Below are 14,506 nucleotides of genomic sequence, written 5' to 3' on the forward strand. Positions count from 1 at the left end.
TATCCGTCCCGAAGTTGAGACACCGGCTTCCGGCCCCTATCGAGGAAATGATCGCGATGACTGACACCCCGAACCCTGCCACGGTGCTGACCCTGGACACACCGACGCTTGGCAACCGGTCTTACCTGGCTCACGACGGGCAGGTCGCGCTGGTCATCGACCCGCAACGCGACATCGATCGGGTGCTCGACCTCGCCCGCGAGGCCGGCGTTTGGATCACGCACGTGTTCGAGACGCACCTGCACAACGACTACCTGACCGGCGGTCTGGCGCTGGCCGAGGCGACCGGCGCGGCATACCCACGTCAACGCGGCGGACCAGGTGAGCTACGACCGCGTTCCGGTGCGCGACGGCGACCTCATCGAGGTGTCGCCGGTGATGCGCCTGCGGGTCATCGCCACCCCTGGGCCACACGTTCACCCACCTGTCCTACGCCCTGGAGACGGGCAGTGCCGATGCCGCCGAGGTCGTCGGGGTCTTCACCGGCGGATCACTGCTGTATGGCGCAACGGGCCGGCCGGACCTACTCGGCGCCGAGCACACCCACGAGCTGCTGCACCACCAGTTCGATTCCGTGCACCGGCTGGCAGCTGAACTGCCCGACGACACTGCGGTGTTGCCCACGCACGGTTTCGGGTCGTTCTGCTCGTCCGGATCGACCGGTGACGCCACGTCTTCGACGATCGGTGCGGAGAAGAGCGTCAACCCGGCCCTCACCGAGGATGAGCACGAATGGGCCGATGCGACTCTCGCCGGCCTGGACGACTACCCGGCCTACTACGTGCACATGATGCCGGGCAACGCTGGTGGCCCCGACGCTGTCGATCTGGCGACGCCCCAGCAGGCGGACGCGCAGGCCATCGCCTCCCGGATCGCGAACCGTGAGTGGGTCGTCGACCTGCGCACCCGGACCGCGTTCGCGGCAGGTCACGTGACCGGCACCCTGAACTTCGGCCTCGACGGCCAGTTCGCCACCTACCTCGGTTGGTTGATCCCGTGGGGCACGCCACTGACGTTGCTCGGCGACTCCCCCGAGCAGGTCGCCGAGGCGCAACGCGAACTGACCCGGATCGGCATCGACCGCCTCGAGGGCGCCGCCACCGGGGATCCGGCAGGCTGGACCGACCGCGCGCTCGAGTCCTTCCCGCGGGCGGTGTTCGCCGATCTGGCGCAGGTCCGCCACCACCGCAACGTCGCCGTTCTCGACGTCCGTCGGACGAAGGAGTATGCCGCCGCCCACATTGCAGGGTCGGTGAACATCCCGCTGCACGAGTTGCTCGGTCGGCTCGACGATGTCCCGGAGGGCGAGGTCTGGGTGCACTGTGCCGGAGGTTACCGCGCCTCGATCGCAGCTTCCGTGCTGGCGGCGCACCACAAGCCCGTCATCGCCGTCGACGACGGATTCGAGAACGCCGCCGCCAGCGGCTTGCCGATCGCCTGACCCGCACACGCACCACGACCCCCTCCGCCAAAAAAGGAGCATTCACCATGTGTCGTCCGGTTACCTGCAAGAGGTGCGGCAAGACCAGCTGGGCCGGCTGTGGCCGCCACGTCGACCAAGTCATGGAGCGCGTCCCCCGCGCGGATCGGTGCCCCGGTCACGCCGAGCAGGCGCCGGATCTGCAGGGGTCGTTCCTGCGCCGGCTGCTCGGCCGCGGCTGAGCGTCCTCATCTGACGCTGATGCAGATCGCCGCACTGGCACTGGGCCTGCTCATCGGCGCCGGTCTCGGAGCCCTCGGTGGCGGGGGTTCCATTCTGACCGTGCCGGCACTGGTCTACCTGCTGGGTGAACCCGCGCAGGCAGCCACCACCGGCAGCCTGGTCATCGTCGGCCTCACGTCGCTCATCGCCGCGGTCGGGCACGCGCGATCGTCGGAGGCCGCCATCGGGAAGATCTTCCTGCGGGTCGCCAGGTTCGTGGCGGCCGGGCTGCACGACCCGAGTCCCTCACCCCTGTCTTCTGGAGACCCACTGTGACCGCTGAACCCACTACATCCACCGACCCGCACGCGTGGCCCACCACTGCTCACGACGAAACGGCGCCCTCGCGGCACACCGGACTGGCCCGACTGGGCGCCTGGTCGGCGTCCCACCTCCGCATCGTCCTCGCTCTCTGGTTGGTCGTGCTTGCCGGCTTCGGTGCCTTCGCGCCCAAGGTCGAGACCGCACTGTCCGGCGCCGGCTGGCAGGACAGCGGAAGTCAGTCCGTGCAGGCCAGGGACGTCATCCAACGCGACTTCGCGGGCATGGGCTCCACTGCGCTACAGGTCGTGGTCCACGACGGAACTGGCCCGATCACCAAGGATCCCGCCGCCCGTCGTGTCATCGCGCAGGTCGAATCCACGCTCAAGGCAGATCCGCGGGTGAGCACCGTGGTCGCGCCCAGGCCAGGTGTCAGTCTGTCCCGCGACGGGACGACTGCCATAGTGCAGGCCGGTGCAGCGCAGGATGCGAACACCATGGTCCGCGCGGCCGACGACCTGACCGAACCGCTGAGCCGGCTGGCGACCTCCACGGTGTCGGTGGACCTCACGGGATCCAGCGCCCTCTGGTCGGACTTCAACAAGGTCAATCACAGCGCAATGATCAAGTCCGAGGTGTTGTCGTGGCCGGTGACCCCTCATAGTGCTCGTCCTCGCCTTCGGCAGCCTCGTCGCCGCCGGACTCCCGCTCATGCTCACGATGGTCGGTCTGCTCACCGCGGCCGGTGCCCTGGTGATCTCCACGCACCTGGCTCCGGTCAGTGTCTGGGCACTCAACTTCGCGATGATGTTCGCTCTGGCCCTCGGCATCGATTACGCCCTGTTCCTCGTCGTGCGATACCGGTCGGCGCTGCACCATCGACAAGCGCGGCCGGGCGAGCGACGCGCCGCGATCGAAGCCGTCGCCGAAACCATGGGCACTGCCGGAAAGGCCATCGCGTTCTCCGGAATCACCGTCCTGGTGTCTTTGTCCACCGTGCTGCTGGTGCCAAGCCCTGCGTTCCGCTCCATGGCACTGGGCATCATGCTGTCCGTCGTCGCCGTACTCGTTGCGACACTCACCCTGCTCCCGGCCGTTCTGGGCAAGCTCGGGACGAAGATCGACGCCGGTCGTCTGCGCCGACCCGACGCGGGGCGACGTCGCGCCCGGCGTACGACCGCAGCTGAGGCGACCGACCGCCGTGGAGTCGAGCAGTTGATGCACCGCTGGGGCGCCCTGCTGCACCGACGGCCGTGGGCTGCCGGCGCGCTGGCCCTCGCCGTGCTCGCGCTACTGGCTGCGCCAGTGCTGGGACTCCGCACCGGAATGCCGTCCATCTCGATCATCCCCGCCGACCAATCGGCCCGCGCCGGGTACCAGCAGGTGACGGCTGCGTTCGGGCCCGGTACTCCTGGCACGTTGCAAGTCGTCACGCCGACCTCCACAGCCGGAGTCGCACGCACAGCGCTGCTGCACGACCGCGGCATCGCGGCAACCGTTCCGGCAGGCGCACACGACGGACACACCATGCTGCTGGCCATCCCGACCACCGACGCCTCCGCGCCGGCCACCGGCGCCACCATCGACCGGATCCGCACCGAACTGCCACGCGGCACGCTGGTCGGAGGCGCCGCGGCCGAGAACCACGACCTGGAGAAGGCGCTGTCCGCGAAGACCCCGGTCGTCTTCGGGCTGCTGATCGGGCTCGGCTTTCTGCTGCTGCTCATCGCGCTCGGCAGTCCGCTGATCGCATTCGTCGGCACGATCACCAATCTCGCCTCGATCGGCGCGGCATTCGGCGTCGCGAAGCTCACCTTCGGCGACGGCCACCTCTCGGAGCTGCTCGGCTTCCAGCCACAGGGCTTCGTCGACGCCTGGGCGCCGTTGTTCTTCGGCGCGATGCTGACCGGAGTCGCGATGGACTACACGCTCTTCCTGCTGTCGGCCGCACGCGAGCAGTACGACGCCACCGGTGACCCGCAACACGCCGTGCGAGAGGCGCTGCGAACCTCGGGGCGCGTCGTGGTCGCAGCGGCCGGAGTCATGGTCGCCGTGTTCCTGACCTTCGCGTTGTCCGGACCACTGGCCCCCAAGGAGATGGGCATCATCCTGGCCGTCGCGGTCTTCCTGGACGCCCTGTGCATCCGGCTCATCCTGCTCCCGGTCATCCTGCGGCTCACCGGCCACGGAGCCTGGCGTGCTCCGAGCTGGCTGGCGAAAATCCTGCCGGACGTGCGGTTCTCGCACTGACCAGTGTGGCCAGCGTCCAGAGATTGAGCCGGACGAGCACCGGGTAGCTCCGCCGCGTGGACTACTTCCTGGGCATCTACCTGAGGGATCAGCTCGCCGCCGGAGTGCTCTGGCGGGAGCTGGCGCAACGTGCCGAGCGCAACAACCGCGGCAGCGCGCTGGGTGAGGCACTCCATGACGTCGCCACGGGCATCGCCGAGGACGTCGACACGTTCCGGACGATCATGCGCAAGCTCTCGATCCGCGAGGATCCGGTCAAGACGACCATGGCACTCGTCGGGGAGCGCGTGGGCCGGCTGAAGCTCAACGGCCGGCTGACCGGCTACTCCCCACTGAGCCGATTCGAGGAGCTGGAGCTGCTCGTCATGGGCATCGAGGGCAAGAAGGTCCTGTGGACGACACTGCGCGACCTCGCCGGCCTGGCAACACGACTGCCCCAGATCGACTTCGACCACCTGGAGCAGCGAGCCGCGCAGCAGCGAGCCCGGCTGGAACCCTTCCGGGAGCGCGTCGGCCGTGATGTCTTCGGCAACGCCGAAGCGACCGAGTGATCGGACGCCGTCCGATCAGTGGGCGCCGGTCTTGATCTCGTACGACGGGTTGAAGATGGTCGGCGTGCCCTTGAGATAGGTGACCCGCCCGGTGACCTTGAGGTAGGTGCCCGGCTCGATGCCGGCGATCTTCCGGCGGCCCAGCCACACCAGGTTCATCGTGCGGCTGCCGTCGTCCAGGTCGACGACCATGGCGGGCACCGACTCGCCGCGCGGGCGCAGGCTGATGCTGCGGACGGTGCCGCAACAGGACGAGATCGAGCGGTCCGGCGCGTCACAGATCGGCGTCGCGCCGAGCTTACGAGTGGTCGCGCGGAGGTCGTCGCTCTCCAGTTGCTCGTCCGGCTTGGTGAGCCTTTCGGCGACCTTGCCCAACGATGACTTCCAGCTCATCTCAGCGCACCTCGGTGATTTCCGGGCCGCGCTCGAACGGCTTGAAGTCGTCGGCGGTCTCGGTCGCATCCTGCGCGGCCGCTTCGGCCTCTGCGGCCTGCGCCTCCGCCTGGTCCTGGATGTCCTGCGGGATCTGCAGCGGCAGCATCTCGCGCGGAGCTCGCGGCTCCCCTCCGCGAGTCACGACGCTGTGCCGGACGAACTCCAGCAGGTGATCACCCACAGCGTCGTCGATGGCGGCGTTGCCGGAGAGGACGACCCGCAGGAACCAGCGCGGACCGTCGACGCCCACGAACCGGGCCGGCGCGTAGGTCGTTCGGCCGTCCGCTCCGCGGGTGGGCATCCGGGTGTGCAACTCGATGCCGAGCGGGCCGAGCTTCTCCTCGGCGGTCCCGCCACCGGCGAGTAGGTTGTCGGCGATCTCGTCGCGTATGTCGTCCCACACCCCACGACTCTTGGGCGCCGCGAACGCCTGGAGCTGGCAGGCCGCGCCCTCGACGACGGCCGTCAGGCCGGTGATCTCCTGGCCCGCGTCGTCGACGTCGAGCCGTAGCTCCATGCCCGGCTGGGGAATGATCGCGATCGAGCCGAAGTCCAGCAGTCCGTCCAGCGTCTTGACCTCGGTGCGGTCGAACGGCCCCTGCGAGCGGTCGAGGTCGAACGGACGCGGCAGCCGGGACGGGCGGTCGTCGTCCTCGTTCGCCGTAACCGTGTCGGCGGCGTCGGTCACCTCGGCGTCGGCGTCGGTCTGCTCGACCTCGGTGCTGACGTCGGCCTCGTCGGCTTCCTGCTCCTTGGCCTTGCGCCGGAAGAGTGCCACTGCGCTCGTGCCCCTTTGTCTGTTGCTCGTCGGTGAATGCTCGTCGCTCTGATGTCAGTGTTGCGCTGACCGGCTCCGGAAGCGAATCGGCGCTCGCGACTCGCTCCCGGAGTCACCCGGTCAGGCCGCGCACTCGGTGCAGACCAGCAGTCCGCCTTCTTCCGAGGCGAGCTGGCTGCGGTGGTGCACCAGGAAGCACTTGGAGCAGGTGAACTCGTCCGCCTGTCGTGGGATCACCTGCACCGAGAGCTGCTCCCCGGACAGGTCGGCGCCGGGCAGCTCGAAGCCTTCGGCCTGCTCTGCCTCGTCCACGTCGACGTTCGCGGTGCTCTTGTCGTTGCGGCGTGCCTTCAACTCCTCGATCGAGTCGTTCTCGAGGTCGTCGTCGCTTTTCCGCGGAGCGTCGTAATCAGTTGCCATTGCGGTCTTTCCCGTCTTCTTGTCGCTCAGTGTCACAGGCTGAGCGGAATGTTTCGGCGTCTTCGCGCGCAATAACGCTGGACGCCCGCGTTTTGTGCCCGGACCGCGGGGATTTTGCCCTATCGAATCCGGACCCCGGCAGGCGGGGTCGGTTCTCCAGGCTCCGCGGCCGTCAGCGGTCGACGAGAGGGGCCAGTGCCGCGGCCACCGCCGGGCCTCCGGCGACCACCAGCTCGGCACTCGGCGCGGCGCCGCCGGCACCCTGAACGACGCCGCCGGCCTCGGTGACCACCAGCCAGCCGGCCGCCAGATCCCACGGGTTGAGGCCTGACTCGTAGTAGCCGTCCAACCGTCCGGCGGCGACAGAGCACAGGTCGATGGCTGCGCTGCCGGCCCGGCGGATGTCACGGACCTGTGGGATCAGATCGACCACGACGGCCGCCTGCTCGCGGCGCTTGCCGACGTCATACCCGAAGCCGGTGGCGACCAGGCTGAGCGCCAGATCGTCCTGCGCTGTGACGTGCAGCCGGTGGCTACGGCCGCGGTGCTGCAGGAACGCGCCGCCCTCGCTGCGGGCGTGGAACAGCTCGTCGGTCACCGGGTTCATCACGGCGCCGGCCACCGGACGCCACTGGCCGGGTGTGTGCACGTCGCCGACGCACGCGGCAACCGAGACGGCATACGCCGGCAGGTCGTAGAGGTAGTTGACGGTGCCGTCGATGGGATCGACGACCCAGGTGACGCCGGTCTGCGAGGGCCGCGAGGCACCCTCCTCGCCCAGCAGCCCGTCACCGGGCCGCGCGGACTCCAGCCGGCCGCGCAGCAACTCCTCGCTGCGCCGGTCCATCACCGTGACGATGTCGGTCTGCGCGCTCTTGGTGGCCGCGACGCCGAGCTGGTCCGGACGCTCGGTCACGATCAGGTCGCCGGCCTCCCGCGCCAGGGCGCAGGCGATCTCCTCCAGCAGCAGGAGTTCGGCGGGTCGCAGGGTGGGTTCGGTGGCGGTCATCGCGCTCAGTCCCTTCCGCACGCGGCCGGCTTGGCCATCCGCAGGTTGGGACAGCATCCGGGCGCGCAGATCGACGGCATCGCCTCGCCCGGCCAGGCGAGCGGGTCCACCCGCTCGCCACGCGCCTCGGCCGCCCGCTCCTCGACCAGATCGACCAGCCCCATGACGAACTCCGCGTCGGTGCCGACCGTCGGCACGCGCGTCATCCGAAGACCCACCTCCGCGGCGGTCTCCGCCGCCTCGGTGTCGAGGTCGTGCACGACCTCCATGTGGTCGGAGACGAAGCCGATCGGCGCGACAACGACGTCGGTGATCCCGTCGGTCGCGAGCCACCGCAAATGGTCGTTGACGTCCGGCTCCAGCCACGGCTGCTCGGGTCGCCCCGAGCGTGAGCAGTAGACCAGGGCACCGGACAGGTTCCGGTCGAGGGTGATGCCCGCTTCGTCGAGGATGACGTGCGCGATCTCGTCGTGCTGGTGGTCGTAGAGGTTGCCCTCGCCGTCACCGGGGCCGGAAGTGTCGTCCATCGCGGTCGGGATCGAATGGGTCACGAAAACCACGCGCAGCAAGTCGTCGTCGGGCTGTCCGCAGGCGCGGATCGCCTCGGTCACCAGCCGGATGTTCACCCGCGCGAAGCTGGGATGGGTGGCGTACTGCCGGATCTTGTCCACCTGCAGGCTTCGGCCCTCATCGGCGAGTTCGCCGAGCGCTGCAGCGATGTCCTCGCGGTATTGCCGGCACGAGCTGTATGACGCATAGGCGCTCGTCGTCACCACGAGCACCCGCTGCGCGCCGGCCTCCTGCGCACCGCGCAGCACATCGGGCAGGAACGGCTCACTGTTGCGGTTGGCCAGCAGCACCGGGGTCGAATATCCGCGCCGGCGCAGCTCGGCCCGGATCGCCTGCTGCAGCGCGCGCGTCTGGTCGTTGATCGGACTACGGCCACCGCGCGCGTAGTAGTGCTCCGCGACCTCCTCGAGGCGCTCGTCCGGGATGCCGCGGCCGCCGGTCACCCGCCGCAGGAACGGCATCACCTCGTCCATGCCCTCGGGACCACCGAAGGAGAGGACGACCACGGCGTCATACGGCTCGAGCGCGAGCGACTCACCAACGGGTTGGGTGATGGGCAGTGGCGCGGACTCGGTGGACTCGACGGGCGACGGCTCCTCGACGGGCATCTGCTGCGGGGAGGGCGTCTGCTCCGGGGGCTCGGCGATCGGGGACGACATTGCGGTGGGTGTCTCCTGGCGAGATCTGACGGTTGCCGTCCGGTGGGTCCGGCCCCGCCAGCGTACGACTCCTCCGCTGCTGTGACCGGCGCGCCCTGCAGGGTCCGCACAATGCGTCATGGCATGGTTGTCTGCGGCTGAACACAGCGCTGCTGCAGCGACGGACGAAACCGGGCACGGCTCGGCGCACCACGGGCTATTGGGAGACACGCACATGCGGGAGTTGCGACTGATCGGCGTCCACGACGACGGCGAGCACCTGCTACTTGCCGAGAGCGAGGACAGCGAGGAGCGCCTCGTCCTGGCGATCGACGACGCGCTGCGCGCCGCGGTGCGACGCGTGCGGCACCGCCCGTCGGCGGACGTCACGTCCGTGCCCGTCCCCGACGAGTTGCGCCCGCGCGACGTCCAGGCTCTGCTGCGTGCCGGGGTGTCGGTCGACGACGTCGCCGAGCGGGCCGGCTGGACCACCGAGAAGGTGCTGCGCTACGAGGGCCCTATCCGGGCCGAACGCGAGCACATTGCCGGTGCCGCGCGCGGTCTCGCCGTGAGTGGCGCCAGCGCCGGTCGCACTGACTCGACGTTCGGGCAACGGGTCGAGCGACGGCTGGACGGCCGGGGCGTCGCGGCCGAGGACATCGTCTGGGACGCGTGGCGCGGCCACGACGACGGCTGGACGGTCATCTGCAGCTTCCCGGCCGGCGGCCGCCAACGACAGGCGAGCTGGCACTTCGACGTCCGCGGCCGCATCCTGGAGCCGACCGACGACGAGGCACGCTGGCTCGGCGAGGACGAGAACACCCCGGGCCTGCTCTCGTCCGGGCCGGGCCGTGACGCATCGGTCTACGACGTCGAGGCCGAGGGCGGTCTCGAGGACACCCGGAAGACGCCCGTGCGCCGCGTCCGCGGCGGCCGCACCTCCGCCACCGCCATACCGACCCACCCGGCGGGATCGGCGCTCGCTCCCAGCGAACCGGCCGAGCGCCCCGTCGACCTGGTCGCCGCGATGCGGGAGCGGTCCAAGAACCGCAAGCGGAAGAGCCGCCCTGCGGCGGGAGCGGCGTCAGCCGCGGACTTCCCCGAGGACGCCGCCCCCCAGGAGCAGCTCGACACCAGCGGCGAAGCACCGCCCGTCGGGTCGCACCCGCGGCCGGAGGAGATCGCCGAACCGTCCGTGGAGGAGCTGGGTCACGATCCGGTGACCGGCACCGCGGACCTGTTCGCGGACCTCGAACCCGAGACGGAGACGACGGAACCCGCGGTTCCGGAGGAGACCACGCCGGCCGGCGATGTCCAAGACGTCGAGGACGTCGAAGGCGCCGAAGGCGCCGAGGAGGTCGAGGACGTAGCTGGCGAAGAGGTTACGGCGGAATCGGCCCCGGCTCAGGAGACCGAGGACGAGCAACCGGACAACCCGGCGATTCCGGATCGCCCGACCACCGCCCGCAAAGGACGCCCGACGGTGCCCAGCTGGGACGACATCATGTTCGGCCGCCGCCCGGGCCGGGGCTGATTCCTGCACATAACCCGCAACCGTCGCGAGTTATCAGCGGCATCACGCCGATCCCGTGACACAACCCGCGACCGTCGCGAGTTATCAGCGGCATCACGCTGATCCCATGGACACAACCCGCAACCGTCGCGAGTTACGAGCGGCCAGCGTCGTCAGCGCCAGCCTCCCGGGCGATCCTCGCGAGGGGGACGCGGCGGACGGTGTCGCGCCACGTCGCTGCGCCGGACGCTGATCGTCTCCGCTTCGTCAGCGGCTGTGCGTGGCTCCGCCGGGCGCGCCCCTGCAGGACGCGCCTCCGCCTCCGGCGGACGCGGTCGAGTGGCACGCGCTCGGCGCGGCACCGGCAGCGAGTGACCGCTGTTCCAGATCAGTACCACCGTTGCCCACCCCACGAGCACGATTGCGGCGAGGATCATGCCCAGCGAGGCGTCGGTCGGGATCACCACGGCGATGATGCCGCCGATCACCCACGCGAGTTGCAGCAACGTCTCGGAGCGGCCGAAAACGCTGGTGCGCATGTGTTCGGGCACGGTGTCCTGGATCTGCGAGTCGAGCGCGAGCTTGCCCAGCTGTTGACCCAGGCCGGCCACGAAACCGACCGCAACGGCCGTGACGATCGTGAAATGGGCGGCGGCGACCACGACCGCGATCGCGTCGGCGATGAGCGTCGCCAGCACGATCGTCTTGGGTGAGGCGATCTTGAGCACGGCACCGGCCACCGTGCCGACGGAGTTGCCGACGCCGGCGGCACCGAGCACCAGGGCGAGCAGCAGGGTCTCCTTGCCCTGCCAGCCGGGGAACGGGTGGCTTCGGACCAGGAACGCCAGGAAGATCGTGAGAAAACCGGACAGCCAGCGCAGCCCGGTGTTGGCGCGCAGGGCGGTGACGACGGCCGGTCCGACGCCGCGACCGGCCGCCTTGCCCGTGGTCAGTCCGGACGGCGCCGGCTTCTCGCCGACGCTGGAGTCGACACGGGGCGGCAGCAGGATGGCCAGTACGGTGCCGATCGCGAACAGCAGCGCGCCCACGCGCAACGCCCACGAGGCGCCCCCGATCTTCGCGGCGCCGCCGGCGAGCGCACCGGCCATCCCGGCGCCGATGACACCGGCCAGGGACAGCCGGCCATTGGCCTTGACCAGCGTGAGTTGAGGCGGCAGCAGACGTGGCGCCGCCGATGAACGGGTGACGAGATAGGCCCTCGACGCCACCAGCACGCACAACGCCACCGGGAAGAGCCACACCGAGTGGTTGTCAACGGCCCCGGCAAGCACCCAGCACAGGAAAGCGCGGATGGCCAGCGTGAAGCCGATGGCCCACCGGCGGCCGTGCCGGAACCGATCCAGCAGCGGGCCGAGCAGCGGCGCGACGACCGTGAACGGGAGCATTGTCAGACACAGGAAGAGCAGCACCTGGCCTTTGGCCTGGGTCGACGACACCGAGAAGAAGACGGTGCCGGCCAGTCCGATCGTCACCGTGGCGTCGCCGGCCGAGTTGAACGCGTGGACCTGAATCAGCCGGGCGAGACCGGTCTCCCCAGCTCCCTGCGCCTCGCTGGCACGGCGGGCGGCATACATGGTCTTCCTGCTCGCAGTCGCGGTGAAGCGGGCCATCGCTCCGGCACCGCGCACGAAACCGCGTCCGGCCGCGCGCGCCGTGTCGCGCCCGCCGTGCGCAGCGTCCGTCGGCTCCTGCTCCTGATCCTCGGTGTATGCCGGGCCGGGTGTCCTCGGCAGCGGCCGGGTGGGCGACGGCTGTCGCACCGGCTCGGTGAAGGCCCGGTCCCGTTCGGCGCGGCGGCGCTTCCTGCGCGAAAGGCCGTCACCACTCATACGGTCATCATTCCAGGTTCGTGGGCGAATCCGCGGTAGTGGACGGCCCGTTCGGCTGCGCGCCCGGGAGCGGGCAGAGGTCCAGGTCGAAGGGCAGCACCTCGGCCGACAGCGACTGGGCGCGGGCGGCGTGCGACGTCATCCGGCGCATGTAGTGACGGCGGCAGAGCACTTCGTACTCGACGACGGCCGGGCTGTCGTCCGTCGTGTCGCCGACGACGACCTGCTCGCCCTCGACGACCATGTGGCCGTCGACGACGCGGGCGTTGTGGGTGGCCCGCTTGCCGCACCAGCACAGGGCCTCGACCTGTGGCACCTGCGTCCGGTCGGCCAGCTCGATGAGGCGGCGGGACCCGGGGAACAGCTGTGCCCGGAAGTCGGCGGTGATGCCGAAGGTGAAGACGTCGATGCCCATCTCGTCGACGAGCCGGGCGAGCTGCTCCACCTGCGTCGGTGTGTAGAACTGCGCCTCGTCGCAGATGAGGTAGTCGATCACCCGTCCGGCGGTCGCCTGCTCCACCACGACCTCCCAGAAGTCGAGGTCGTCGTGGACCTCGATCGCTTCCTGCGACAGGCCGAGCCGTGAGGACAGCACGGCCGCACCGGCACGGTCGAACTTGGTGAAGACCAGCCCGTGGCGGCCGCGGGCACGGTGGTTGTGGTTCATCTGCAGGGCAAGGGTGGATTTGCCGCAGTCCATCGTGCCGGAGAAGAAGAGGAGTTCAGCCACGCTGGAACACCCTAGGGTCGCTCCTCACCGGGGCGGCAGGTGGATGAAGGGAACCTGCTGCTCGGCGTCGGTGAGCGACCCGTGCTGGCCGATGAGGGCGACGATGCGGGAATTCATGACGCGGGTGTCGGTGAAGCCGATCGCGGACCGCACCGCGACCAGGACGTCGCCGAAGCGGGGCAGCACCTCGGGCGTCATGTCACCGAGCAACCCGGCGGCCACCGCCTGCTCCCGGCTCATCACCCAGCCGTCCTCGCCGAGGCGCGCGGTCCAGGTGGCGAGCACGTCGGCTGCGGCGCCGGGCCGGCAGTAGAGCTGCGGCCCGCGGAGCTCGCCGCCGACCAGTTCGACGCCGTCGCGCAACTCGGGGTCGGTCGCGACGTCGGTCTTCGCGGAGTCGGGCACGTCGACCATTCCGTGATCGGCGGTGACGGTCAGCGAGGTGTCGCCCGGGAGGATCGCGCGCAGCCGGCGCAGCTCGGCGTCCAGGTGCTCGACGGCCTCGCCCCACTGCCAGGACTCGCAACCGTGCTGGTGCCCGGCCCGGTCCACGTCGCCCCAGTAGAGATAGACCAGGGAACGACGCGTTCCCGCACTCGCCGCAACTGCCGCGTCGACCGCCGACGGCAGGTCCTTGGCGGCGGCGAACAACGCGCCGCGCAGAGCAGAGGAGGTGAGTCCGGAGCCGTCGAACTTCGCCGGGCCGACCATCGTCACCGGGATGCCCGCAGCGACGGCGCGTTCGAAGATCGTCGGATGCGGTTGCCAGTGCACCGGATCGGGGCCGCCGATCCAGTCCAGCTCGTTGAAGAGGTGATCGGTGCCGGGCGCGCGGACCTGATAGCCGGCCAGGCCGTGCGTTCCGGGCGGCAACCCCGTGCCGAAGGTGCCCATGCTCGTCGCCGTGGTCGACGGGAAGCCCGCCGTGAGCACGTCCGGGATGCCCGCGTCCTGGCCGGCCAGGGCGCTCCGGAGGAAGGGCGCGTGACCGGATCGGGTTCGCAGCAACTGGGCGCCGAGACCATCGGCCAGCACGACGACGGCGCGCGCCGCGGGCGGCAGCGGCGCCTGCGCGGCGGCCGGCGCGAGCTCAGGCCCGCCGAGCGAGGCCACCACCCGTGGCAGCACACCGGCGAGGCCGCCTGCGTCGTATGACGGGGGCGTCTCGAACGTCACCGGCCGATCGCTGCCGACAGTGCAGTCGAAAACGCCTGCGCCTGCAGCAGGTTGGCATCGCCGTCGGCGTCAGCGCTCACCCGCACCGTCACATCGTCACCGGTGATGGTGCCCTCGTAACCGTGGTCCGCGTCGCACGTCGGGTCGGCACAGTTGGCCGGAAGCAGGTCCACCCGGGACACCGCACCCCAGGAGATGGTCAGCGTCACCTCACGTCCGAACGACCCCTCGACATACTGCTCGGGATCGCTGACCACCCGGCCGAGCATCACCCCGCGCACACAGGAGAGCGGCACGGTCTCGCTCGTGGCGGTGGCGACCATGCCGAGATGCTGCACCGGCGAATCCGGCTCGGGCGCGTGGTCGTCGGCGTGGGCGAGGATCAGCCGCGTGCCGGTGAGCACGAACACGGTGACGTGCCGCCGCACCGTCTCGTTGTCGATCGTCGTCTCCGCGTGCACGAGGTGCGAATCGATGCTCTCCGCGCCGACCGCTGCCGCCACCACGTCCGCGACGAGCAACGGGAAGTAGCCCGCTTGCTCGATGTCGGCGAGGAGCCCCGTCGGCAGGGTCGACGCGGTGATGTGCTTGCTGGTCGAAGACATGCCGACCATTGTCGCAGG

15 protein-coding genes and 1 pseudogene are annotated in these 14,506 nt (G+C 70.1%); 7 read left to right on the forward strand and 9 right to left on the reverse strand.

The window, feature by feature from the left end; all coding sequences use genetic code 11:
* Positions 1-616: 616 nt before the first annotated feature.
* From ACN8HC_RS06725 to ACN8HC_RS06750, 6 genes and pseudogenes are all read left to right on the forward strand, one after another.
* Positions 617-1,441 carry a rhodanese-like domain-containing protein gene (locus ACN8HC_RS06725; RefSeq protein ID WP_490074050.1) on the forward strand — a complete coding sequence of 275 codons (825 nt, stop codon included), beginning with the start codon at positions 617-619 and terminating at the stop codon, positions 1,439-1,441.
* Positions 1,442-1,488: 47 nt separating this feature from the next.
* A complete protein-coding gene (locus ACN8HC_RS06730) occupies positions 1,489-1,662 on the forward strand; it encodes a DUF8730 family Cys-rich protein (RefSeq protein WP_490074051.1) in 174 nt (57 codons plus the stop codon).
* A gap of 19 nt (positions 1,663-1,681) precedes the next feature.
* Positions 1,682-1,978, forward strand: a complete 297-nt coding sequence (locus tag ACN8HC_RS06735) for a TSUP family transporter (RefSeq protein ID WP_490074052.1) — start codon at positions 1,682-1,684, stop codon at positions 1,976-1,978.
* Positions 1,979-2,124: 146 nt separating this feature from the next.
* Positions 2,125-2,592: pseudogene (locus ACN8HC_RS06740) on the forward strand (hypothetical protein); the annotation flags it as partial.
* A 34-nt stretch (positions 2,593-2,626) separates the two neighbouring features.
* Positions 2,627-4,213 (forward strand): MMPL family transporter, encoded by a 1,587-nt coding sequence (locus ACN8HC_RS06745; RefSeq protein WP_490074053.1) that lies wholly within the window; start codon positions 2,627-2,629, stop codon positions 4,211-4,213.
* Positions 4,214-4,269: 56 nt separating this feature from the next.
* The gene (locus ACN8HC_RS06750; protein ID WP_490074054.1) at positions 4,270-4,764 is read left to right on the forward strand and encodes a hypothetical protein; all 495 of its coding nucleotides are present in this window, start codon (positions 4,270-4,272) and stop codon (positions 4,762-4,764) included.
* A 15-nt stretch (positions 4,765-4,779) separates the two neighbouring features.
* Here the strand turns inward: ACN8HC_RS06750 and ACN8HC_RS06755 are convergent, their stop codons facing one another.
* From ACN8HC_RS06755 to ACN8HC_RS06775, 5 genes are all read right to left on the reverse strand, one after another.
* On the reverse strand, positions 4,780-5,157 hold the full coding sequence (locus tag ACN8HC_RS06755) for an OB-fold nucleic acid binding domain-containing protein (protein WP_490074055.1): 378 nt from the start codon (positions 5,155-5,157) through the stop codon (positions 4,780-4,782).
* A gap of 1 nt (position 5,158) precedes the next feature.
* Complete coding sequence (locus tag ACN8HC_RS06760; protein ID WP_490074056.1) at positions 5,159-5,977, reverse strand: DUF3710 domain-containing protein; 819 nt, start codon at positions 5,975-5,977, stop codon at positions 5,159-5,161.
* A 120-nt stretch (positions 5,978-6,097) separates the two neighbouring features.
* Positions 6,098-6,397, reverse strand: coding sequence for a DUF4193 domain-containing protein (locus tag ACN8HC_RS06765; protein WP_490074057.1), 300 nt, complete (start codon positions 6,395-6,397; stop codon positions 6,098-6,100).
* Positions 6,398-6,569: 172 nt separating this feature from the next.
* Positions 6,570-7,406 carry an inositol monophosphatase family protein gene (locus ACN8HC_RS06770; RefSeq protein WP_490074058.1) on the reverse strand — a complete coding sequence of 279 codons (837 nt, stop codon included), beginning with the start codon at positions 7,404-7,406 and terminating at the stop codon, positions 6,570-6,572.
* Positions 7,407-7,411: 5 nt separating this feature from the next.
* On the reverse strand, positions 7,412-8,635 hold the full coding sequence (locus ACN8HC_RS06775; protein ID WP_490074059.1) for a ferrochelatase: 1,224 nt from the start codon (positions 8,633-8,635) through the stop codon (positions 7,412-7,414).
* A 118-nt stretch (positions 8,636-8,753) separates the two neighbouring features.
* Between ACN8HC_RS06775 and sepH the strand changes: the two genes are divergently transcribed.
* A complete protein-coding gene (gene sepH / locus ACN8HC_RS06780; RefSeq protein ID WP_490074060.1) occupies positions 8,754-10,148 on the forward strand; it encodes a septation protein SepH in 1,395 nt (464 codons plus the stop codon).
* 152 nt (positions 10,149-10,300) lie between these two features.
* Here the strand turns inward: sepH and ACN8HC_RS06785 are convergent, their stop codons facing one another.
* The 4 genes from ACN8HC_RS06785 to ACN8HC_RS06800 are packed head-to-tail and all read right to left on the reverse strand — an operon-like array spanning position 10,301 to position 14,488.
* Entirely contained in the window at positions 10,301-11,977 is a 1,677-nt protein-coding gene (locus ACN8HC_RS06785; protein ID WP_490074061.1) for an MFS transporter, read from the reverse strand.
* Between the two features lie 7 nt (positions 11,978-11,984).
* Entirely contained in the window at positions 11,985-12,707 is a 723-nt protein-coding gene (locus tag ACN8HC_RS06790) for a thymidine kinase (RefSeq protein WP_490074062.1), read from the reverse strand.
* A 24-nt stretch (positions 12,708-12,731) separates the two neighbouring features.
* Positions 12,732-13,883, reverse strand: a complete 1,152-nt coding sequence (locus tag ACN8HC_RS06795) for an alkaline phosphatase family protein (protein WP_490074063.1) — start codon at positions 13,881-13,883, stop codon at positions 12,732-12,734.
* The gene (locus tag ACN8HC_RS06800) at positions 13,880-14,488 is read right to left on the reverse strand and encodes a DUF5998 family protein (protein ID WP_490074064.1); all 609 of its coding nucleotides are present in this window, start codon (positions 14,486-14,488) and stop codon (positions 13,880-13,882) included. The genes ACN8HC_RS06795 and ACN8HC_RS06800 overlap by 4 nt, the downstream gene beginning before the upstream one ends.
* Between the last annotated feature and the right edge of the window lie 18 nt (positions 14,489-14,506).

The organism is Flexivirga sp. YIM B11880 (assembly GCF_058148645.1).

Coding starts and splice junctions, on each gene's coding strand:
- ACN8HC_RS06765 (WP_490074057.1), bottom strand. CDS start 6,397: ATGGCAACTGATTACGACGCTCCGCGGAAAAGCGACGACGACCTCGAG.
- ACN8HC_RS06775 (WP_490074059.1), bottom strand. CDS start 8,635: ATGTCGTCCCCGATCGCCGAGCCCCCGGAGCAGACGCCCTCCCCGCAG.
- ACN8HC_RS06800 (WP_490074064.1), bottom strand. CDS start 14,488: ATGTCTTCGACCAGCAAGCACATCACCGCGTCGACCCTGCCGACGGGG.
- ACN8HC_RS06785 (WP_490074061.1), bottom strand. CDS start 11,977: ATGAGTGGTGACGGCCTTTCGCGCAGGAAGCGCCGCCGCGCCGAACGG.
- ACN8HC_RS06755 (WP_490074055.1), bottom strand. CDS start 5,157: ATGAGCTGGAAGTCATCGTTGGGCAAGGTCGCCGAAAGGCTCACCAAG.
- sepH (WP_490074060.1), top strand. CDS start 8,754: ATGGCATGGTTGTCTGCGGCTGAACACAGCGCTGCTGCAGCGACGGAC.
- ACN8HC_RS06730 (WP_490074051.1), top strand. CDS start 1,489: ATGTGTCGTCCGGTTACCTGCAAGAGGTGCGGCAAGACCAGCTGGGCC.
- ACN8HC_RS06770 (WP_490074058.1), bottom strand. CDS start 7,406: ATGACCGCCACCGAACCCACCCTGCGACCCGCCGAACTCCTGCTGCTG.
- ACN8HC_RS06735 (WP_490074052.1), top strand. CDS start 1,682: ATGCAGATCGCCGCACTGGCACTGGGCCTGCTCATCGGCGCCGGTCTC.